This is a genomic window from Brevundimonas sp. S1H14, assembly GCF_047716865.1.
Taxonomy (GTDB): Bacteria; Pseudomonadota; Alphaproteobacteria; order Caulobacterales; family Caulobacteraceae; genus Brevundimonas; species Brevundimonas naejangsanensis.
In genome coordinates this window covers 2,633,403-2,646,872 of sequence record NZ_CP136679.1, presented here as the reverse complement: position 1 = coordinate 2,646,872, position 13,470 = coordinate 2,633,403, and the positions used below count along the sequence as shown (strand labels likewise).

Genomic DNA, 13,470 nt, shown 5'->3' with positions numbered 1-13,470 from the left:
TGGGCCGCGCGCGATTCAGTGATGCGGTGCGGCTGGAATCACACGTTTCGGTGAACGCAGGTCAGAACGGGCTGAAACGCTCGACCAGGGACTGGGCGGCGGGCGTCGCCTGCATCCGGCTGATGTCGCCGCGCCCGCCATAGCTGATGCGCGCCTCGGCGATCTGGCTGTGGCGGATGGTGTTGGCGCTGGAGATGTCCTCGGGCCGGACGATGCCGGCGACGGTCAGTTCGCGCACTTCACGGTTGGTGCGCACTTCTTGCCGACCCTGGATGACCAGATTGCCGTTCGGCATGACGGCGGTGACCACGGCGGCCACCGTCAGGTTGACCCGCTCCGAGCGGTTGACGCTGCCCGAGCCGTTGGCGTTCGCCGCGCCCTGCGTGCCGATCATGTTGGCGGCGTCGAAGCCGCCGGGGAAGGCGCGGCCCAGGCTGTTCTCCAGCCCGAAGAAGTTGGTGACGCCGCCCGAGGCGCTGTTGGTGCGGTTGCGCTGGGTCGAATTCTGGGTCTGGGCGCGGTCGTTGATGTCGATGGCGACGGTCAGGATGTCGCCGACGCGGCGGGCCCGCTGGTCGCCGAAGAAGCTGCGCGCGCCGGTGCGCCACAGGCTGTTGGCGCTGGCCGAGGTCGGCTCGGGCAGATAGGCCTGCTCGACCGGAACCAGGGCGGCCGGATAGCCGATGGGCGCCAGTTCCGGGCCCTTCACCGCCTCGATGGCGGTGGAGCAGGCGGCCAGCGAAAGGGCCGACACGGACAGGGCGATGAGGGGCAGGGTGCGCATGATGTCTCTCTCGCTCAACGGGAGGCGAACTGTTGCGGGTTGCGGCGAGCCATCTGGGCGGCGGGACCGGCGACGGCCCGGCCGGGCGCTACGGCCACGGCGTCGATGGTGCGGTTGGACTGGACGTTCAGGATCGGCACGGCCTCGCCCGCCGAGGCGTTGCGCGTCGCCTTGCCGGTGACGGTCAGTTCGACGCCGTCGCTCAGATAGGCCACTTCGACCATGTCGTTGCGCGCGATGACCTGGGGCGAGGCCAGGTCGCGCTGGGCCACGGGCGAACCGGCGCGCAGGGCGCGTTTGGTCTGAAGCCCGATCACGACTTCGGCGTCCTGGGGCGCGCCCGTCGGGGCCAGGTGCGACTGGACCGAGGCCCAGATCACGTCTTCGGGCTGCACCACCTCGCCGGCGGCCAGACTGCGGGCGTAGGTCAGGACCTCGACGCTGGCGCTCGCTCGCGAGGACGCGCCCACGCTGGCGGCGGCGGGACGGGCAGAGGTTTCGGCCGCAGCGGCGCCGCCTTCACGCACCACGATGCGACGCAGGCCGTTGGGGTTGTTCCATTCCAGCCCGGCGCGGCGCGCCGCGATCTGCACCTGAGAGGCTTCCAGCACGGCGGTGGGGCCGACGCGGCGGCCGACCACGACACTGGCCGCCTCGCCCGCGTTGTCGAACAACTCGCCCAGGGTGATGCGGCCGTCATCGTCGACCGGATCGGGCAGAAGGCTGACCGGCCCGGCCCATGCGGGGGCAGCCAGTGCGGCGACGGCGATTGTCAGGACGGGGGCGAGGATCAGGGCGCGCTTCATGACTTAGCTCTTCACCTGGGCTGTGACGGCCAGCATGTCATCGGCGGTGGTGATGACCTTGGAGTTCATCTCATAGGCCCGCTGGGCCACGATCAGGGCGGTGATTTCGCTGACCGCGTCGACGTTGGAGGCTTCGGTATAGTGCTGCAGCAGATTGCCGTAGCCGACCTCTCCCGGTACGCCGACCGTGGCGGGGCCCGAGGCCGCCGTCTCCAGCAGCAGGTTGTCGCCGATGGCTTCCAGACCCGCTTCGTTGAAGAAGGTCGCCAGCTCCAGCTGGCCCACGACCTGCGGCTCAGGCTCGCCCTGGGTGGTCACCTGGACCTGGCCCGACTTGGAGATGGTGACGTCCAGCGCATCCTGCGGAATGGCGATGGCGGGCTCGACCGCATAGCCGTCGTCCGTCACCAGCTGGCCTTCGCCGTTGATGGTGAAGTTCCCCGCGCGGGTATAGGCCAGCTCGCCTGAGGGCAGGGTGATCTGGAAGTAGCCCTTGCCCTGAATGGCGATGTCGTAGGTGTTGCCGGTGCGGTTGGGGCTGCCCTGTTCGGTGATGCGGTAGACGCTGCCCGCCTTCACGCCCGAACCGATCTGGATGCCGGTCGGCACCACGGTTCCCTGCGACGAGGACTGGGCCCCCATGCGCTCGACGTTCTGGTACAGCAGGTCCTGGAACTCGGCCCGCTGACGCTTGAAGCCGACCGTGTTCATGTTGGCGATGTTGTTGGAGATGACCTCCACGTTCAGCTGCTGGGCGGCCATGCCGGTGGCGGCGGTGCGAAGCGCGCGCATGTCTCAGCTCTCCCTTACGAAACCCGGCCCAGCCGCTCGATCGAGCGGCGCGACAGGTCGTTGGTGTTTTCGATCATCTTGGTCACGCGCTCATAGGCGCGGTTGATCTCGATGAGGTTGGTGATTTCCATCAGGGTGTTGACGTTCGACCCTTCCAGCGTTCCCTGACGAACCTGGGCGTCGGTCGCCTCCATCGGCTCGGCGCCGGACGTGTTGCGGTAAAGACCGTCGCCCGATTTCTGCAGCACCGACAGGTCGTCGAAACGCACCACGGTCAGGCGGCCCAGCGGCTGGCCCATCTGGCTGACCGTGCCGTCGTGGGCGACGCTGACGGGGCCGCGCTGCGGGTCCAGGTCCAGCTCGGCGCCGTCGGCCATGACCAACAGGCCCTGTTTGGTCGTCAGCCGTCCCTCGGGATCGGTGACGAAGGAGCCGTCGCGGGTATAGGCGGGGCCGGTCGGAGTCTGCACCGTGAAGAAGGCGCCTTCGCCCTCGATGGCGAAGTCCAGGTCGCGGCCGGTCTGCTTCAGTGCGCCCTGGCCGAAGTCGCGGCCGACGCCCTTGTCCAGGACGAAGCTGGCTGAGGGGCGGATGGCGTCGTTGCGGGCGCGCTCGCCGATCTCGGTCCCGACCATCAGCTGCTCGACCTTGAAGCCGGTGGTGTCGGCGTTGGCGACGTTGTTGGCCACGATGTCCAGCTCGCGGCGAAGCGTCATCTGGCGTGACAATCCGATATAGGCGGCGTTTTCCACGAGCGGGCTCCTTTCGCCCTTTCCCGTCGCAACGACCGTGCCAACAGGGTTAACGCCCGTAGAATGGGGGTTTGAGGGGTTTCAGGCCCTGCGGCGCCCGGCAGGATTTGCCGATCGTAAACGCCTCGTTAACCAAAACAGGCCACACCCGGCATGTGAGGATCGGGGCGGCTTGGGCATGCTGAAACTGAAGCTGGGCAAGAAGAAGAGCGAGGCGCCGGTCGGCGACGACGCCAACCTGCCCGCCGTAAGCGAGGCTGCGCCCGGCGCCGAGGGCGAAGACGGCGCCGCCGAGGCCTCGGGCAAGAAGAAGATCCCGCTGCTGTTCATCATCATTCCTGCCGCGCTGGTGGTGCTGGGCGGGGGCGGCGCGACCGCCTTCATGCTGATGAAGCCCAAGTCCGCCGAGGCGGCGGGCGGGCACGCGGCTCCGGCCAAGGAAGAGAAGAAGGGCGGCGGTCACGGCGGCGGCAAGGAGGGCGAGGCGCCCGCCGGCGCAGGCAAGGTGGCGGCCGGTCCTGACGGCGTGACCTTCTACACCCTGCCGGACATGATCGTGAACATTCAGTCCGTGGACGGGCGCCCGACCTATCTGAAGCTGCGGCTGACGCTCGAGATGAAGGAAGCCTCGGTCGCCTCGCATCTTCAGGCCGAGGCGCCGCGGATGCAGGACATGTTCCAGGGCTTCCTGCGCGAACTGCGCCCCGAGGATCTGGCCGGGTCGGCCGGGTCGTATCAGCTGCGCGCCGAGATCCTGCGCCGGGTCAACCTGATCGCCGCTCCCGGCAAGGTCGACGCCGTGCTGATCGAAGAAATGCTCGTGCAGTAATGAGCGACACCCTGGCCCCCGACAACGAACTGGATCCCTTCGGCGGCGAAGCCGACTTGGGCGCGGACTTGGGCGCCGACCTGGGCGCGGGTCTGTCCGAGCGTGTGCTGAACCAGGATGAGATCGACAGCCTGCTGGGCTTCGACATGGGCGGCGGCGACGATGATGAGCGCAGCGGCATCCGCGCCATCATCAACTCGGCCCTGGTCTCCTATGAGCGCCTGCCGATGCTCGAAATCGTCTTCGACCGCCTGGTGCGGCTGATGACGACCAGCCTTCGCAACTTCACCTCCGACAACGTCGAGGTCAGCCTCGACACCATCAGCTCCATCCGCTTCGGCGACTATCTGAACTCCATCCCGCTTCCGGCCATTCTGGCGGTGTTCCGGGCGGAGGAACTGGACAACTACGGCCTGCTGACGGTCGACTCCAACCTGATCTACTCCATCGTCGACGTCCTGCTGGGCGGGCGTCGCGGCACGGCGGCCCTGCGCATCGAGGGACGGCCCTACACCACCATCGAACGGGTGCTGGTGCAGCGGATGGTCGAGGTCATCCTCAACGACGCGCGCCAGGCGTTCGAACCCCTGACTCCCGTCCACTTCAATCTGGACCGGCTGGAAACCAACCCCCGTTTCGCCGCCATCGCGCGCCCCGCCAACGCCGCCATTCTGGTCAAGCTGCGCATCGACATGGAAGATCGCGGCGGCCGGGTCGAGCTGCTGCTGCCCTATTCGACGCTGGAGCCGATCCGCAAGATGCTGCTGCAGCAGTTCATGGGCGAGAAGTTCGGCCGCGACAACATCTGGGAAGGCCACCTGGCCACCGAACTCTGGACCACCGAAACCGAGGTGCGCTGCGTGCTGGACGAGCAGCAGATGCCCCTGTCCAAGGTGCTGGATCTGAAGGTCGGCGACACCCTGATGCTGAACGTGACGCCTGAGTCCGAAGTCTCGGTGCGCGCAGGATCCATCCCGCTGACGACAGGCAAGATGGGCCGCAAGGGCCAGCACATCGCCGTCCGCGTCGAAGGCCCCATCAGCACCGACGCCGCCGCCCGCCTCGCCAGGGAGAACAGCTGACATGACCGGCATCATCCTCGACTCCATCCTCATGCTGCTGTTGGTTGCGGCCATCGGCTACGGCATCAAGCTGGAGCGCAAGCTGAAGACGCTGCGCGAGGGCCAGCTGGCCTTCGCCTCCGCCGTGACCGAGCTGAACAGCGCCGCCGGACGCGCCGAACAGGCCCTGGCCACCCTGCGCGCCTCGGGCCAGGAGACGGACCTGCTGCACGACCGCATCATCAAGGCCCGCGCCGTGAAGCAGGAACTGGAGGTGCTGATCGCCCGCGCCCCGGCCCGCCCGGCCGACAGCCGCATCGAAACGCGCGAGGACGAGCGCCGCGCCTCCGCCAGGGCTCTGGCCGAGATCGAGGCGACGGCCGAGGCTGAACCAGCCCGCGCCTCTGCGGTCTCGCCCCTGCTGGATGACGAGACCCGCGCCCGTCGAATGGCCGCCCTGATGGAACGCATCGAAGGCGCTCGCGCGGTCATGAAGGCCCCATCGCCCAAGTCGTCCCCCAAGCCCGCGCCTGCGCCTGAGCGCGCCTCGCCGATGATGCAGGCCCTGGCCGCTAACCATGCTGCGCAACAGAGCCTAAACCGCGCCCGCCGTAGTCTGGATGACGACCTGTTCGCTGCTTGATTCTAAGAGCCCCTATGCCTGACGCGCGGCGTCAGGCGACTTGAGGGGCGATGATGTTACGCCGCTTTTTTCCTGAGTTTGACCGATGAGCAAGCTGCCCCGCCTTCTGCCCCTGATCGCCGTCGCCATCGGCGGCGTCGTGGCCGTGCGCGCTGCGGGCGTGGCGCCGGATCTGTTTCAGGGCGCGACCGCATGGGCTCAGGAAGCCGTCGTCAAGGAAGGCGAGGGGGCCAAGCCCGAGCCCAAGCCCGCCGCTGTCTGCGCTCTGACGCCCGAACAACTGGCCCAGCAGGCGGGGATTTCTCCGGCCGAGCTGCGCATCATCCAGTCCCTGTCCAAACGCCGCGACGCCCTGGATGCGCGCGACGCCGACTTCGCCACCACCCTGCCGCTGATGGTGGCCGCAGAGCAGAAGCTGGACGCCAAACTGCAGGCTCTGGAGGCCCTCAAGAGCGAGATCGGCGCCCTGGTCGGTCAGGTCGACGAAAAGGAAAAGGCGGAAGAGGACCGCCTGGTCGCCGTCTACTCCGCCATGCGGCCCAAGGAGGCGGCGGCGGTCTTCGCCACCCTGGACGACGGGGTGCGCCTGCCGGTCGCCTCGGCCATGCGCCCCCGGACCCTGGCCGCCATCATGGCTCAGATGCCGCCCGCCGCCGCGCGTGAATTGACCGAGAAGCTGGCCAAACGCTTCCAGGCCGAGCAGTACGCCGCCCGCGCCGCCGCCGTGGCCGCGCCCGCCGCTGCCGCTCCGGCTCCGACCCCAGCCGCTCAACCCGCCGCAGCCGCGCCTGCGCCCGCTCAGGCTGCCCAAACGACGCCGCGCCGTCCGGCGGCCCGCCCCGCCGCCCAGCCTGCCCAAAAGGCGGCTGCGCCCGCCGAAACCGGCCCGCGCCCCTATGCGGCGGCGGCTGACGCCCCGACCGGTCCGCGCCAGTCGGTGCAGTAAGCGCCCTGGCTCCTCCGCTATTGAGGGGAGGGGGGAGAATGGTTGTCGCGATCCGTCCGCGCGGCTATTCAGCCCGCTTCGCCTTTTCATGAGACCTGCCATGTCCGACGCCCTGCCTGACCGCCTTTCGGTCGATCCCGACAGCCCCTTCCACGACGCCGACCTGCTGGCGCGCGGCGTGGGCATTCGCTTCAAGGGCGAGGAAAAAACCAATGTCGAGGAATACTGCGTCTCGGAAGGCTGGGTCCGTCTGGCCGTCGGCAACCGCGTCGACCGCCGCGGCAAGGCCCTGACCGTCAAACTGCAGGGCCCGGTCGAGCCCTTCATCAAGGGCGAGTGATCGAGAGCCTTCGATTTCCGCTCTGGCGGCGAAGCTGAGACTTTCGGTCGCAGGCTTCGCCCGCTAGGGTCCGCGCCTGTCATTGAGTCTGGGAGGCGCTCTTGTCGTTCAATATCCGTCTGATGGCGGCCAGCGCCGTGGCGCTCGGCCTGATCGCCACGCCGGTTCTGGCGCAGGACGCCCGCACCATCCGCGCCGCTGAGCAGGTGCGCGACCAGGCGCTGAAGGGCAATATCGCCCTCGACTACGTCACCCAGATCACCACCCGTTTCGGCCCGCGCCCGGCGGGCTCGCGCGCCGAGCAGGACGCCGCCGCCTGGGCCGCCGACTACATGCGGGCCCACGGCTTCCAGAACGTCCGCATCGAGACCTTCCCCCTGATCGGCTGGGAGCGGGGCGAGGAAAGCGCCGAGATTCTGGGCGCCCGTCCGCAGAAGCTGGTCGTGGCGGCGCTCGGCCACTCCATCGCCACCCCCGCCGAGGGCGTCGAAGCGGACATCGTCTTCTTCGACGGCCTGGACGCGTTGGCGGCCGCGCCCGCCGGGTCGCTGACCGGCAAGATCGCCGTGGTCGACGGCGGCCAGATGGTGCGGATGCAGGACGGCTCGGGCTATGGCCCCCTGTCGCGGCTGCGCAGCCAAGGGCCGACCGAGGCGGCCAAGCGCGGCGCTGTCGCCTTCGTCATGCGCTCGGCCGGGTCGGATGAACACCGGATGCCGCACACCGGCACCACCCGCTATGTCGACGGCAAGGTGCCGCTGCCGTCCTTCGCCCTCAGCGCGCCGGACGCCGATCAGGTGGCGCGTCTGGTCGGCATGGGCGAGACGTTGCGTCTGCGCCTGAAATCCACCGCCCATACCTATGAGACGGTCAGCCAGAACGTCATCGGCGACATCGTCGGCGCCTCGCGTCCGAACGAGATCATCGTCCTGGGTTCGCACATGGACAGCTGGGACCTGGGCACCGGGGCCATCGACGACGCGGCGGGCGGCGCCATCACTCTGGCGGCGGCCAAGCTGATCGCCGAGCAGGCCCGTCCGGAGCGCACCGTCCGCGTGGTCCTGTACGGCTCTGAAGAGGTCGCCCAGCCGACCGATCACGGCAACGGCGGCGGCGCCTATGTCCGCAACATCGGCGCGGGCGTCGAGAAGCACGTCATCGCCGGCGAAAGCGACTTCGGCGCCGACCGCGTCTACGCCCTGGGTCTGCCGCCCGGCTCGCAGGGATCCGACTTCGCCCGCATCGCCGAGCGAATCCTGCGCCCGCTGGGCGTGCTGCCGGGCGAGCCGGAACTGTATGGCGGCGTCGATATCGGCCCGTTGGCCAAGGCGGGCGTTCCGGTCTTCGGCCTGCGCCAGGACGGCACGCGCTATTTCGACCTGCACCACACCGCCGACGATACGCTGGACAAGATCGACCCGGCCCAGATGACCCAGAACGTCGCCGCCTGGGCGGCGCTGGTGCGCCTGATCGCTGATTCAGATGTGGACTTCCGGGCCGCTCGTGCGGCACAGGAGGCGAAGCGCTGAGGCGCGCCCTGCGAGCGTGGCGGAACTGGTAGACGCAAGCGACTTAAAACCCACTACCGTAGATTTACGTATATAAATCAACGAATTAGCGGAGTTACAGACTTACACATGCCTTACACAGTTGCCGTTCGCGGCAAGGAGGTCATGTGGCGGAGTCTCACACGCTCATGGACGGCCGGCTCCACGTCTATCGACGGGAGAACAGCCGGTACTGGCAGTGCGCGACCTATCTGAGCGGTCGCAATCATCGTCAGTCGACCAAGGAAACCAACGTCGCCTACGCACGCGAGTTCGCGCAGGATTGGTATCTGGACCGCGTCGCAGAGGACCGGTTGAGGCGGCGGGGCGCGCTGCCATCGGCGCCCGATGCGCCGGTTGTCATCCCCGAGCGAACCAAGCCGAAGAAGCCGGGAGAGAAGACCTTCCGCGAAGCCGCCGCCGCGTTCGTGAAAGAGTTCGAGGCGATGACGCTCGGAGAGCGGAACGCCCACTACGTCGCCGGCAAGGGGAGGGTGATCCGTCTCTACCTCGACCCCTTTTTCGGCGACCTGCCGGTTTCCGAGGTCACGGCCGGGCGCATCCAGGACTATCGCCTTCACCGGGTCACTCCGCCCGACGAGCCGGAGCGGGTGCGCTACGTTGCTGACGGGCGGGAACGCATAGGCAAGGCCAAAGCGTGGAAACGGCCCAGCCGCCAAACCCTGCACAACGAGATGGTCTGCCTGCGCCAAATCCTGAAGGCGGCGAACCGGAAGGGCTGGATTTCGGCGCTCCCGGATATGAGCAATCCCTATCGTGCGTCGGGGAAGGTGAGCCACCGCGCGTGGTTTTCGCCGGAGGAGTACAAGTGCCTTTACGAGGCGACGCGCGAGCGTGCGAAAAACCCGAAGAAGGAGCGCTGGCGGGAGGAGTGCGAGCAGTTCCACGACTTCGTGCTGTTCATGGTCAACACGGGTCTACGCCCCGACGAGGCTCAGCGCCTGGAGTTCCGGGACGTATCGATCGTCGAGGACGACGCGACCGGGGAACGCATCCTGGAGATCGAGGTGCGCGGCAAACGCGGGGTCGGCTACTGCAAGAGCATGCCCGGCGCGGTGCGGCCGTTCGAACGGGTGCTCAAGCGGAAGAATGGTCAGCCCACCGATCTGGTCTTCGGGCTCGTGCAGCGCGAGCTGTTGAATGCCGTTCTCGACGAACTGGGACTCAAGAAGGATCGAGATGGTCGACCGAGGACCGCCTACAGCCTGCGCCACACCTACATCTCGATGCGTTTGATGGAAGGGGCCGACATCTATCAGGTCGCCAAGAACTGTCGGACCAGCGTGGAGATGATCGAGAAATACTACGCCTCACACATCAAGAATGTGCTGGACGCCTCGGCGATCAACGTCCGCAAGCCAAAGCCCGCGAAACGGCGGGCGAAGAAGGCGGAGGCGACGGACGTCGCGTGAGCCTGCTTGGCTCTATGGCACGAACACGGCTATAGAGCTGGCTCGGCTCGCGGGCGTGGCGAAACTGGTAGACGCAACGGACTTAAGCTGAGGATTGAGTGCGCTGGGGGAAATCCCGGACGTAGAACCGCTCAAAGTCGGGGAACCCTGTCAGATGGCGATCCCGAGCCAAGCCCGTCTCCGGACGGGAAGGTGTAGAGACTAGACGGGCGGCGTCTAAGGCCTTCGGGCTATGACGAAGGGATAGTCCAGACCACGAACGTCCTCGCTCTCCGGAGCGGGGCGGCGGCGAAAGTCGAAGTGGTATGAAAATCCGTCGGGCATTGCCCATGCCGGTTCGACCCCGGCCGCCCGCACCAATCCAGCCGCCTCACTCAGAAGGGCGTGTCCGAGTCGCTGTCGTCGTGCGTGAAGCGATGGATCGAGAGCGTATCCGTATCGACGCAGATCTCTTTCACGAGGTGAAGGCGCAGGCTGTCGCGATCCAGCACCAGCGTCTCCGGGCGCAGGTCGGACGTCGCCGGGTCCGGGGGAACGTACTCGAAGATTATGCCCCGCTTTGTGGTCTTCGGCGGTTCCGGCGGCGATGGGGTGATTGTGGTCGTGACCACGCAGGCGTCGATCTCTTCATCGTTCCCGGAGAACCGCACCTCGTAGGACGCGTTCTTCACCACCTCGGCTGCACGCACCCGTGAGGACGCGTTGAACAGGGCGACGTTGAACGCGTCCGCCGTGCCCTGCGCCGAGCCGTAGATCACTCCGTGAATCTCGGGGGCCAGCCGCATCGCGAGGAAGTCCGCCATCACCTGGGTGATCAGGTAGTCGGTCGCCTCGTCGTCGGGCAGGACGGGCATCCGAATCCGACGCGCCAGACGGCCGAGGAATTTTGCCCGTGCGAGGCGCTGGCTGAACCCGGGATCGAACAGACTGCCGCGCTCCAGGACATTCTCCAGCGCCTCGACGTCCAGCACACGGAGTTCGTGCTGCAGATCGAACCGTCCCACCAGTACCTTGCTGGCGACCGGTGGGCGAACTTCCGTGAGCGCCAACTTCTCCTTCGTCGCGCCGTAGAAGAACGGCACGCCCTTGGGATTCATTCGGCCGCCCTGGGCATAGATGGTCGCCGGCGTGCCGACGTACTGCTCCGGATCAATCATGGCCTCGTCGAACCGGGCTTCGGACTGGAACGCCCGCGCACGGTACAGGGCCGTGATGTCGGTCCCCGGTCCAATCGTTCTGATGACCGGGCGTCCTTCCCAGGTCTTCTGGGTGCGCAGGTCCGCGAACACCCGGGAGAACACTTCCTCGGCCTCTCGACTGAAGAAGCGATGGCGGGTCCGCAGATCGGCTTCCAGGTGTTCCCAGGCCTCCTCGAATTCCCGGATGTCGACGTTGCTCTCCACATAGGTCAGCTCGGCGTCGTAGGGGCTCTTGTCGCCCATCTCCGAGAGTTCCCGGTCTTCGTGCCGATCGGCCATGACCTCCTGGATATCGCTGGCGGCGGTCTCCGGCAGACGTCCGATGTCCGCGACCAGATAGTCGACAGGGTCGCCCCGCTCGTTTTCCCAGCCCACTTCGCCGGCGCGCTCGTAGTGCTCTTCGAAGACGTCGTGGAACCGATCTGCCAGCTCGCTGATGGTCTCGGTCTTGTCGGTCTTGCCGCAATAGCCGCAGACGGCGGTCTGCCCGGTTTTCAGGATCTCGGCGGTTAGAAATTCGTCGCCGATGCACTGGACGCACAGGCGCTTGTCGTCCGTATCCTCGGGGTCGTCCGCGTCGGTCATGATCCGGACATAGGCGCTGTAACGCGGGTTCGCGAGGGTGTCAGAGGTTGACGCGCAAGCTGGGGTCGATCGAGGCGCGCATGGCCTCATCGACCTCGGCGGCCTCCGCGAAGCCCGGCCAGTCGGTCACGGTCGCCACCACCTCGTCGATGATGGCGCGGGCGCGGGCCGCGTTGATCGACGCCGTGGCCGCGCAGGCCTCGAGGTCGGCGCGGGTGAAGTCGTCGCGGCGGCCATTGACCGACATCTGGTGCTGCCGGAGCCACTTGTTCGTCGGATCCATCGCCCAGGTCACGTCATAGGCGGGGGCGAGCGACCAGACGCCTTCGCGATCCATCAGGAAGGCGATGTTCTTGACATGGTCGTCCTGGTTCCGGGCTACGACGTTGAACGTCATGCGTCGGAACAGCTCCTCCATCTGGTCCATCGGCAGACCCAGCCGCCGCATGACCTGGAAGGCCTGCTCATAGGTGTAGCTGTCGGGGCTGCAGTAGTCGTAGTGGGCAAGGGCCGCGAGCGATTGCATGTGCAGCTTGCCGCCGGCCTCCGTGCGGTCGAACCGTCGGGTCATGAAGTGACGGCGTCCGCCCTCGGGAAGGAGCCGGCAGTCCGTCATCGAGATCCCGGCCGCCTTGGCCATCTCGGAATAGGCGAACTCCACGGCGCCGTAGCCCTGGGGGTCGGCCAATCCCCGGTCCTTGTTGTTGCTGACCCCGTCGAACTTGAGGAGCCAGTAGCCGAAACCATCTCCGGCCTCGACCTGGCCGGAGCGGACCTCGTTCGTCTCCGGGTTCCAGGCGATCACCGCCTTGGCGCGGGCGCCGCCGGCCGAGGTGCCGACCTGCAGGATTTCATGCAGGGCGGCGGCCTTGTCTGGGTCGGCGAAGGACACCTGCAGGGTGTTGCGATTGCTGAGCACTTCCGAGGCCAACTGAACAAGGCTCTCGATATGGATCCGTTCCGACTTGCGGGTCCGCGGCCCCGCCGCCGGTGTGAACTCCAGTGCGCCCATGCCGCGCGCGCCCATGTAGCAGAGCCGCTCCACGGCATCGAAGCTGTCTGGCGTCCGGCCCTGGGTCGCCAGCCAGGCGTCGATCAGGGTGTGGCCGTAGCGGTCGGGCAGGGCGTCGGCGAGCAGGCCCGGCAGGCCGTAGAAGCTCTCGGGGTTCAGGCCCGGAAAGCTGTAGATGCGGTCGCCGAGCGGCATGAACAGCGGCGCCACCTCGATCTGGGAGCGCACGAAAGCCGGTTCATAGGCGAAGGTCGCGACGTCGGCGCCCTCGGCCAGCGAGACGGCGCCGATGCGGCGCCCCCACAGATTGACGGCGGCGAGGGTCATGCGTCGTCTCCCCAACGCCAGGGCTGACCGACGTCTTCGTCCGGTCGGGCGTCCGGCCGGGCGCGCTGTCGGGTCTTGCCGTGGCGCTCCAGAAGATCGACGGGATTGGCCGGAGCCTCCGGCAGGAAGCGATCGAAGGCCTCAAGCTTGTCGAGGACGCGCAGGGCCCGGATGAGATTGATGAGCTGGACGGACTCGCCCGCTTCGAGACGCTCAACGGTGCTCTTGGAAACGCCCGCGGCTTCGGCGAACTGCGATTGGGTCATATGACGTTGCAGTCGATAGTCGGCCGTTCTTCGGCCGAGTTCGGCCAGAACCGTCTGATCCGTGGTGAGATTGGTGATCTTCATAATTCGTCACTTTCGACGAGTTATCTACCACTCTGAGGGTTAATTCGTCAACAATGACGAATTA

At 67.2% G+C, this 13,470-nt stretch carries 14 protein-coding genes; 7 read left to right on the top strand and 7 right to left on the bottom strand.

Annotated features, from left to right (window positions below; genetic code table 11):
• Window positions 1-61: 61 nt before the first annotated feature.
• The 4 genes from flgH to flgF are packed head-to-tail and all read right to left on the bottom strand — an operon-like array spanning window position 62 to window position 3,134.
• Window positions 62-784, bottom strand: a complete 723-nt coding sequence (gene flgH / locus RSD66_RS12850) for a flagellar basal body L-ring protein FlgH (protein WP_024354816.1) — start codon at window positions 782-784, stop codon at window positions 62-64.
• A 14-nt stretch (window positions 785-798) separates the two neighbouring features.
• Complete coding sequence (gene flgA, locus RSD66_RS12845; protein WP_415288072.1) at window positions 799-1,590, bottom strand: flagellar basal body P-ring formation chaperone FlgA; 792 nt, start codon at window positions 1,588-1,590, stop codon at window positions 799-801.
• 3 nt (window positions 1,591-1,593) lie between these two features.
• Window positions 1,594-2,382: a flagellar basal-body rod protein FlgG gene (gene flgG, locus RSD66_RS12840; protein ID WP_024354814.1), complete on the bottom strand. Its 789-nt coding sequence runs from the start codon at window positions 2,380-2,382 to the stop codon at window positions 1,594-1,596.
• Between the two features lie 14 nt (window positions 2,383-2,396).
• A complete protein-coding gene (gene flgF, locus RSD66_RS12835) occupies window positions 2,397-3,134 on the bottom strand; it encodes a flagellar basal-body rod protein FlgF (RefSeq protein WP_415288071.1) in 738 nt (245 codons plus the stop codon).
• A gap of 178 nt (window positions 3,135-3,312) precedes the next feature.
• On the opposite strand from flgF, the gene RSD66_RS12830 reads away from it, so the two are divergent.
• The 7 genes from RSD66_RS12830 (at window position 3,313) to RSD66_RS12800 (ending at window position 9,933) form a co-directional block, all read left to right on the top strand.
• Complete coding sequence (locus tag RSD66_RS12830) at window positions 3,313-3,963, top strand: flagellar basal body-associated FliL family protein (RefSeq protein ID WP_415288069.1); 651 nt, start codon at window positions 3,313-3,315, stop codon at window positions 3,961-3,963.
• A complete protein-coding gene (gene fliM / locus RSD66_RS12825; RefSeq protein WP_415288067.1) occupies window positions 3,963-5,045 on the top strand; it encodes a flagellar motor switch protein FliM in 1,083 nt (360 codons plus the stop codon). Before RSD66_RS12830 ends, fliM begins: the two co-directional genes overlap by 1 nt.
• Before the next feature lies 1 nt (window position 5,046).
• The gene (locus tag RSD66_RS12820) at window positions 5,047-5,667 is read left to right on the top strand and encodes a DUF6468 domain-containing protein (protein WP_415288064.1); all 621 of its coding nucleotides are present in this window, start codon (window positions 5,047-5,049) and stop codon (window positions 5,665-5,667) included.
• Window positions 5,668-5,752: 85 nt separating this feature from the next.
• Window positions 5,753-6,613, top strand: coding sequence for a MotE family protein (locus RSD66_RS12815; protein WP_415288062.1), 861 nt, complete (start codon window positions 5,753-5,755; stop codon window positions 6,611-6,613).
• A gap of 100 nt (window positions 6,614-6,713) precedes the next feature.
• Window positions 6,714-6,953 carry a DUF3297 family protein gene (locus RSD66_RS12810; protein ID WP_003169732.1) on the top strand — a complete coding sequence of 80 codons (240 nt, stop codon included), beginning with the start codon at window positions 6,714-6,716 and terminating at the stop codon, window positions 6,951-6,953.
• Between the two features lie 122 nt (window positions 6,954-7,075).
• A complete protein-coding gene (locus tag RSD66_RS12805) occupies window positions 7,076-8,482 on the top strand; it encodes a M28 family peptidase (RefSeq protein WP_415289595.1) in 1,407 nt (468 codons plus the stop codon).
• A 167-nt stretch (window positions 8,483-8,649) separates the two neighbouring features.
• A complete protein-coding gene (locus RSD66_RS12800; RefSeq protein ID WP_017504449.1) occupies window positions 8,650-9,933 on the top strand; it encodes a hypothetical protein in 1,284 nt (427 codons plus the stop codon).
• A gap of 374 nt (window positions 9,934-10,307) precedes the next feature.
• Here RSD66_RS12800 and RSD66_RS12795 read toward each other — a convergent pair whose 3' ends face one another.
• Genes RSD66_RS12795 through RSD66_RS12785 form a run of 3 tightly spaced genes read right to left on the bottom strand, consistent with a single transcriptional unit; the run spans window position 10,308 to window position 13,406 of the window.
• Complete coding sequence (locus RSD66_RS12795) at window positions 10,308-11,717, bottom strand: RES family NAD+ phosphorylase (RefSeq protein ID WP_017504448.1); 1,410 nt, start codon at window positions 11,715-11,717, stop codon at window positions 10,308-10,310.
• Between the two features lie 40 nt (window positions 11,718-11,757).
• Window positions 11,758-13,056, bottom strand: a complete 1,299-nt coding sequence (locus tag RSD66_RS12790) for a type II toxin-antitoxin system HipA family toxin (RefSeq protein ID WP_017504447.1) — start codon at window positions 13,054-13,056, stop codon at window positions 11,758-11,760.
• The gene (locus RSD66_RS12785) at window positions 13,053-13,406 is read right to left on the bottom strand and encodes a helix-turn-helix domain-containing protein (protein WP_017504446.1); all 354 of its coding nucleotides are present in this window, start codon (window positions 13,404-13,406) and stop codon (window positions 13,053-13,055) included. The genes RSD66_RS12790 and RSD66_RS12785 overlap by 4 nt, the downstream gene beginning before the upstream one ends.
• Between the last annotated feature and the right edge of the window lie 64 nt (window positions 13,407-13,470).

Excerpts from the sequence above, each read along its gene's own strand:
- RSD66_RS12800 (WP_017504449.1), top strand. The coding sequence starts at position 8,650 with ATGGACGGCCGGCTCCACGTCTATCGACGGGAGAACAGCCGGTACTGG.
- RSD66_RS12810 (WP_003169732.1), top strand. The coding sequence starts at position 6,714 with ATGTCCGACGCCCTGCCTGACCGCCTTTCGGTCGATCCCGACAGCCCC.
- flgA (WP_415288072.1), bottom strand. The coding sequence starts at position 1,590 with ATGAAGCGCGCCCTGATCCTCGCCCCCGTCCTGACAATCGCCGTCGCC.
- RSD66_RS12790 (WP_017504447.1), bottom strand. The coding sequence starts at position 13,056 with ATGACCCTCGCCGCCGTCAATCTGTGGGGGCGCCGCATCGGCGCCGTC.
- RSD66_RS12830 (WP_415288069.1), top strand. The coding sequence starts at position 3,313 with ATGCTGAAACTGAAGCTGGGCAAGAAGAAGAGCGAGGCGCCGGTCGGC.
- fliM (WP_415288067.1), top strand. The coding sequence starts at position 3,963 with ATGAGCGACACCCTGGCCCCCGACAACGAACTGGATCCCTTCGGCGGC.
- RSD66_RS12805 (WP_415289595.1), top strand. The coding sequence starts at position 7,076 with ATGGCGGCCAGCGCCGTGGCGCTCGGCCTGATCGCCACGCCGGTTCTG.
- RSD66_RS12815 (WP_415288062.1), top strand. The coding sequence starts at position 5,753 with ATGAGCAAGCTGCCCCGCCTTCTGCCCCTGATCGCCGTCGCCATCGGC.
- RSD66_RS12820 (WP_415288064.1), top strand. The coding sequence starts at position 5,047 with ATGACCGGCATCATCCTCGACTCCATCCTCATGCTGCTGTTGGTTGCG.
- RSD66_RS12785 (WP_017504446.1), bottom strand. The coding sequence starts at position 13,406 with ATGAAGATCACCAATCTCACCACGGATCAGACGGTTCTGGCCGAACTC.
- flgH (WP_024354816.1), bottom strand. The coding sequence starts at position 784 with ATGCGCACCCTGCCCCTCATCGCCCTGTCCGTGTCGGCCCTTTCGCTG.
- flgG (WP_024354814.1), bottom strand. The coding sequence starts at position 2,382 with ATGCGCGCGCTTCGCACCGCCGCCACCGGCATGGCCGCCCAGCAGCTG.
- RSD66_RS12795 (WP_017504448.1), bottom strand. The coding sequence starts at position 11,717 with ATGACCGACGCGGACGACCCCGAGGATACGGACGACAAGCGCCTGTGC.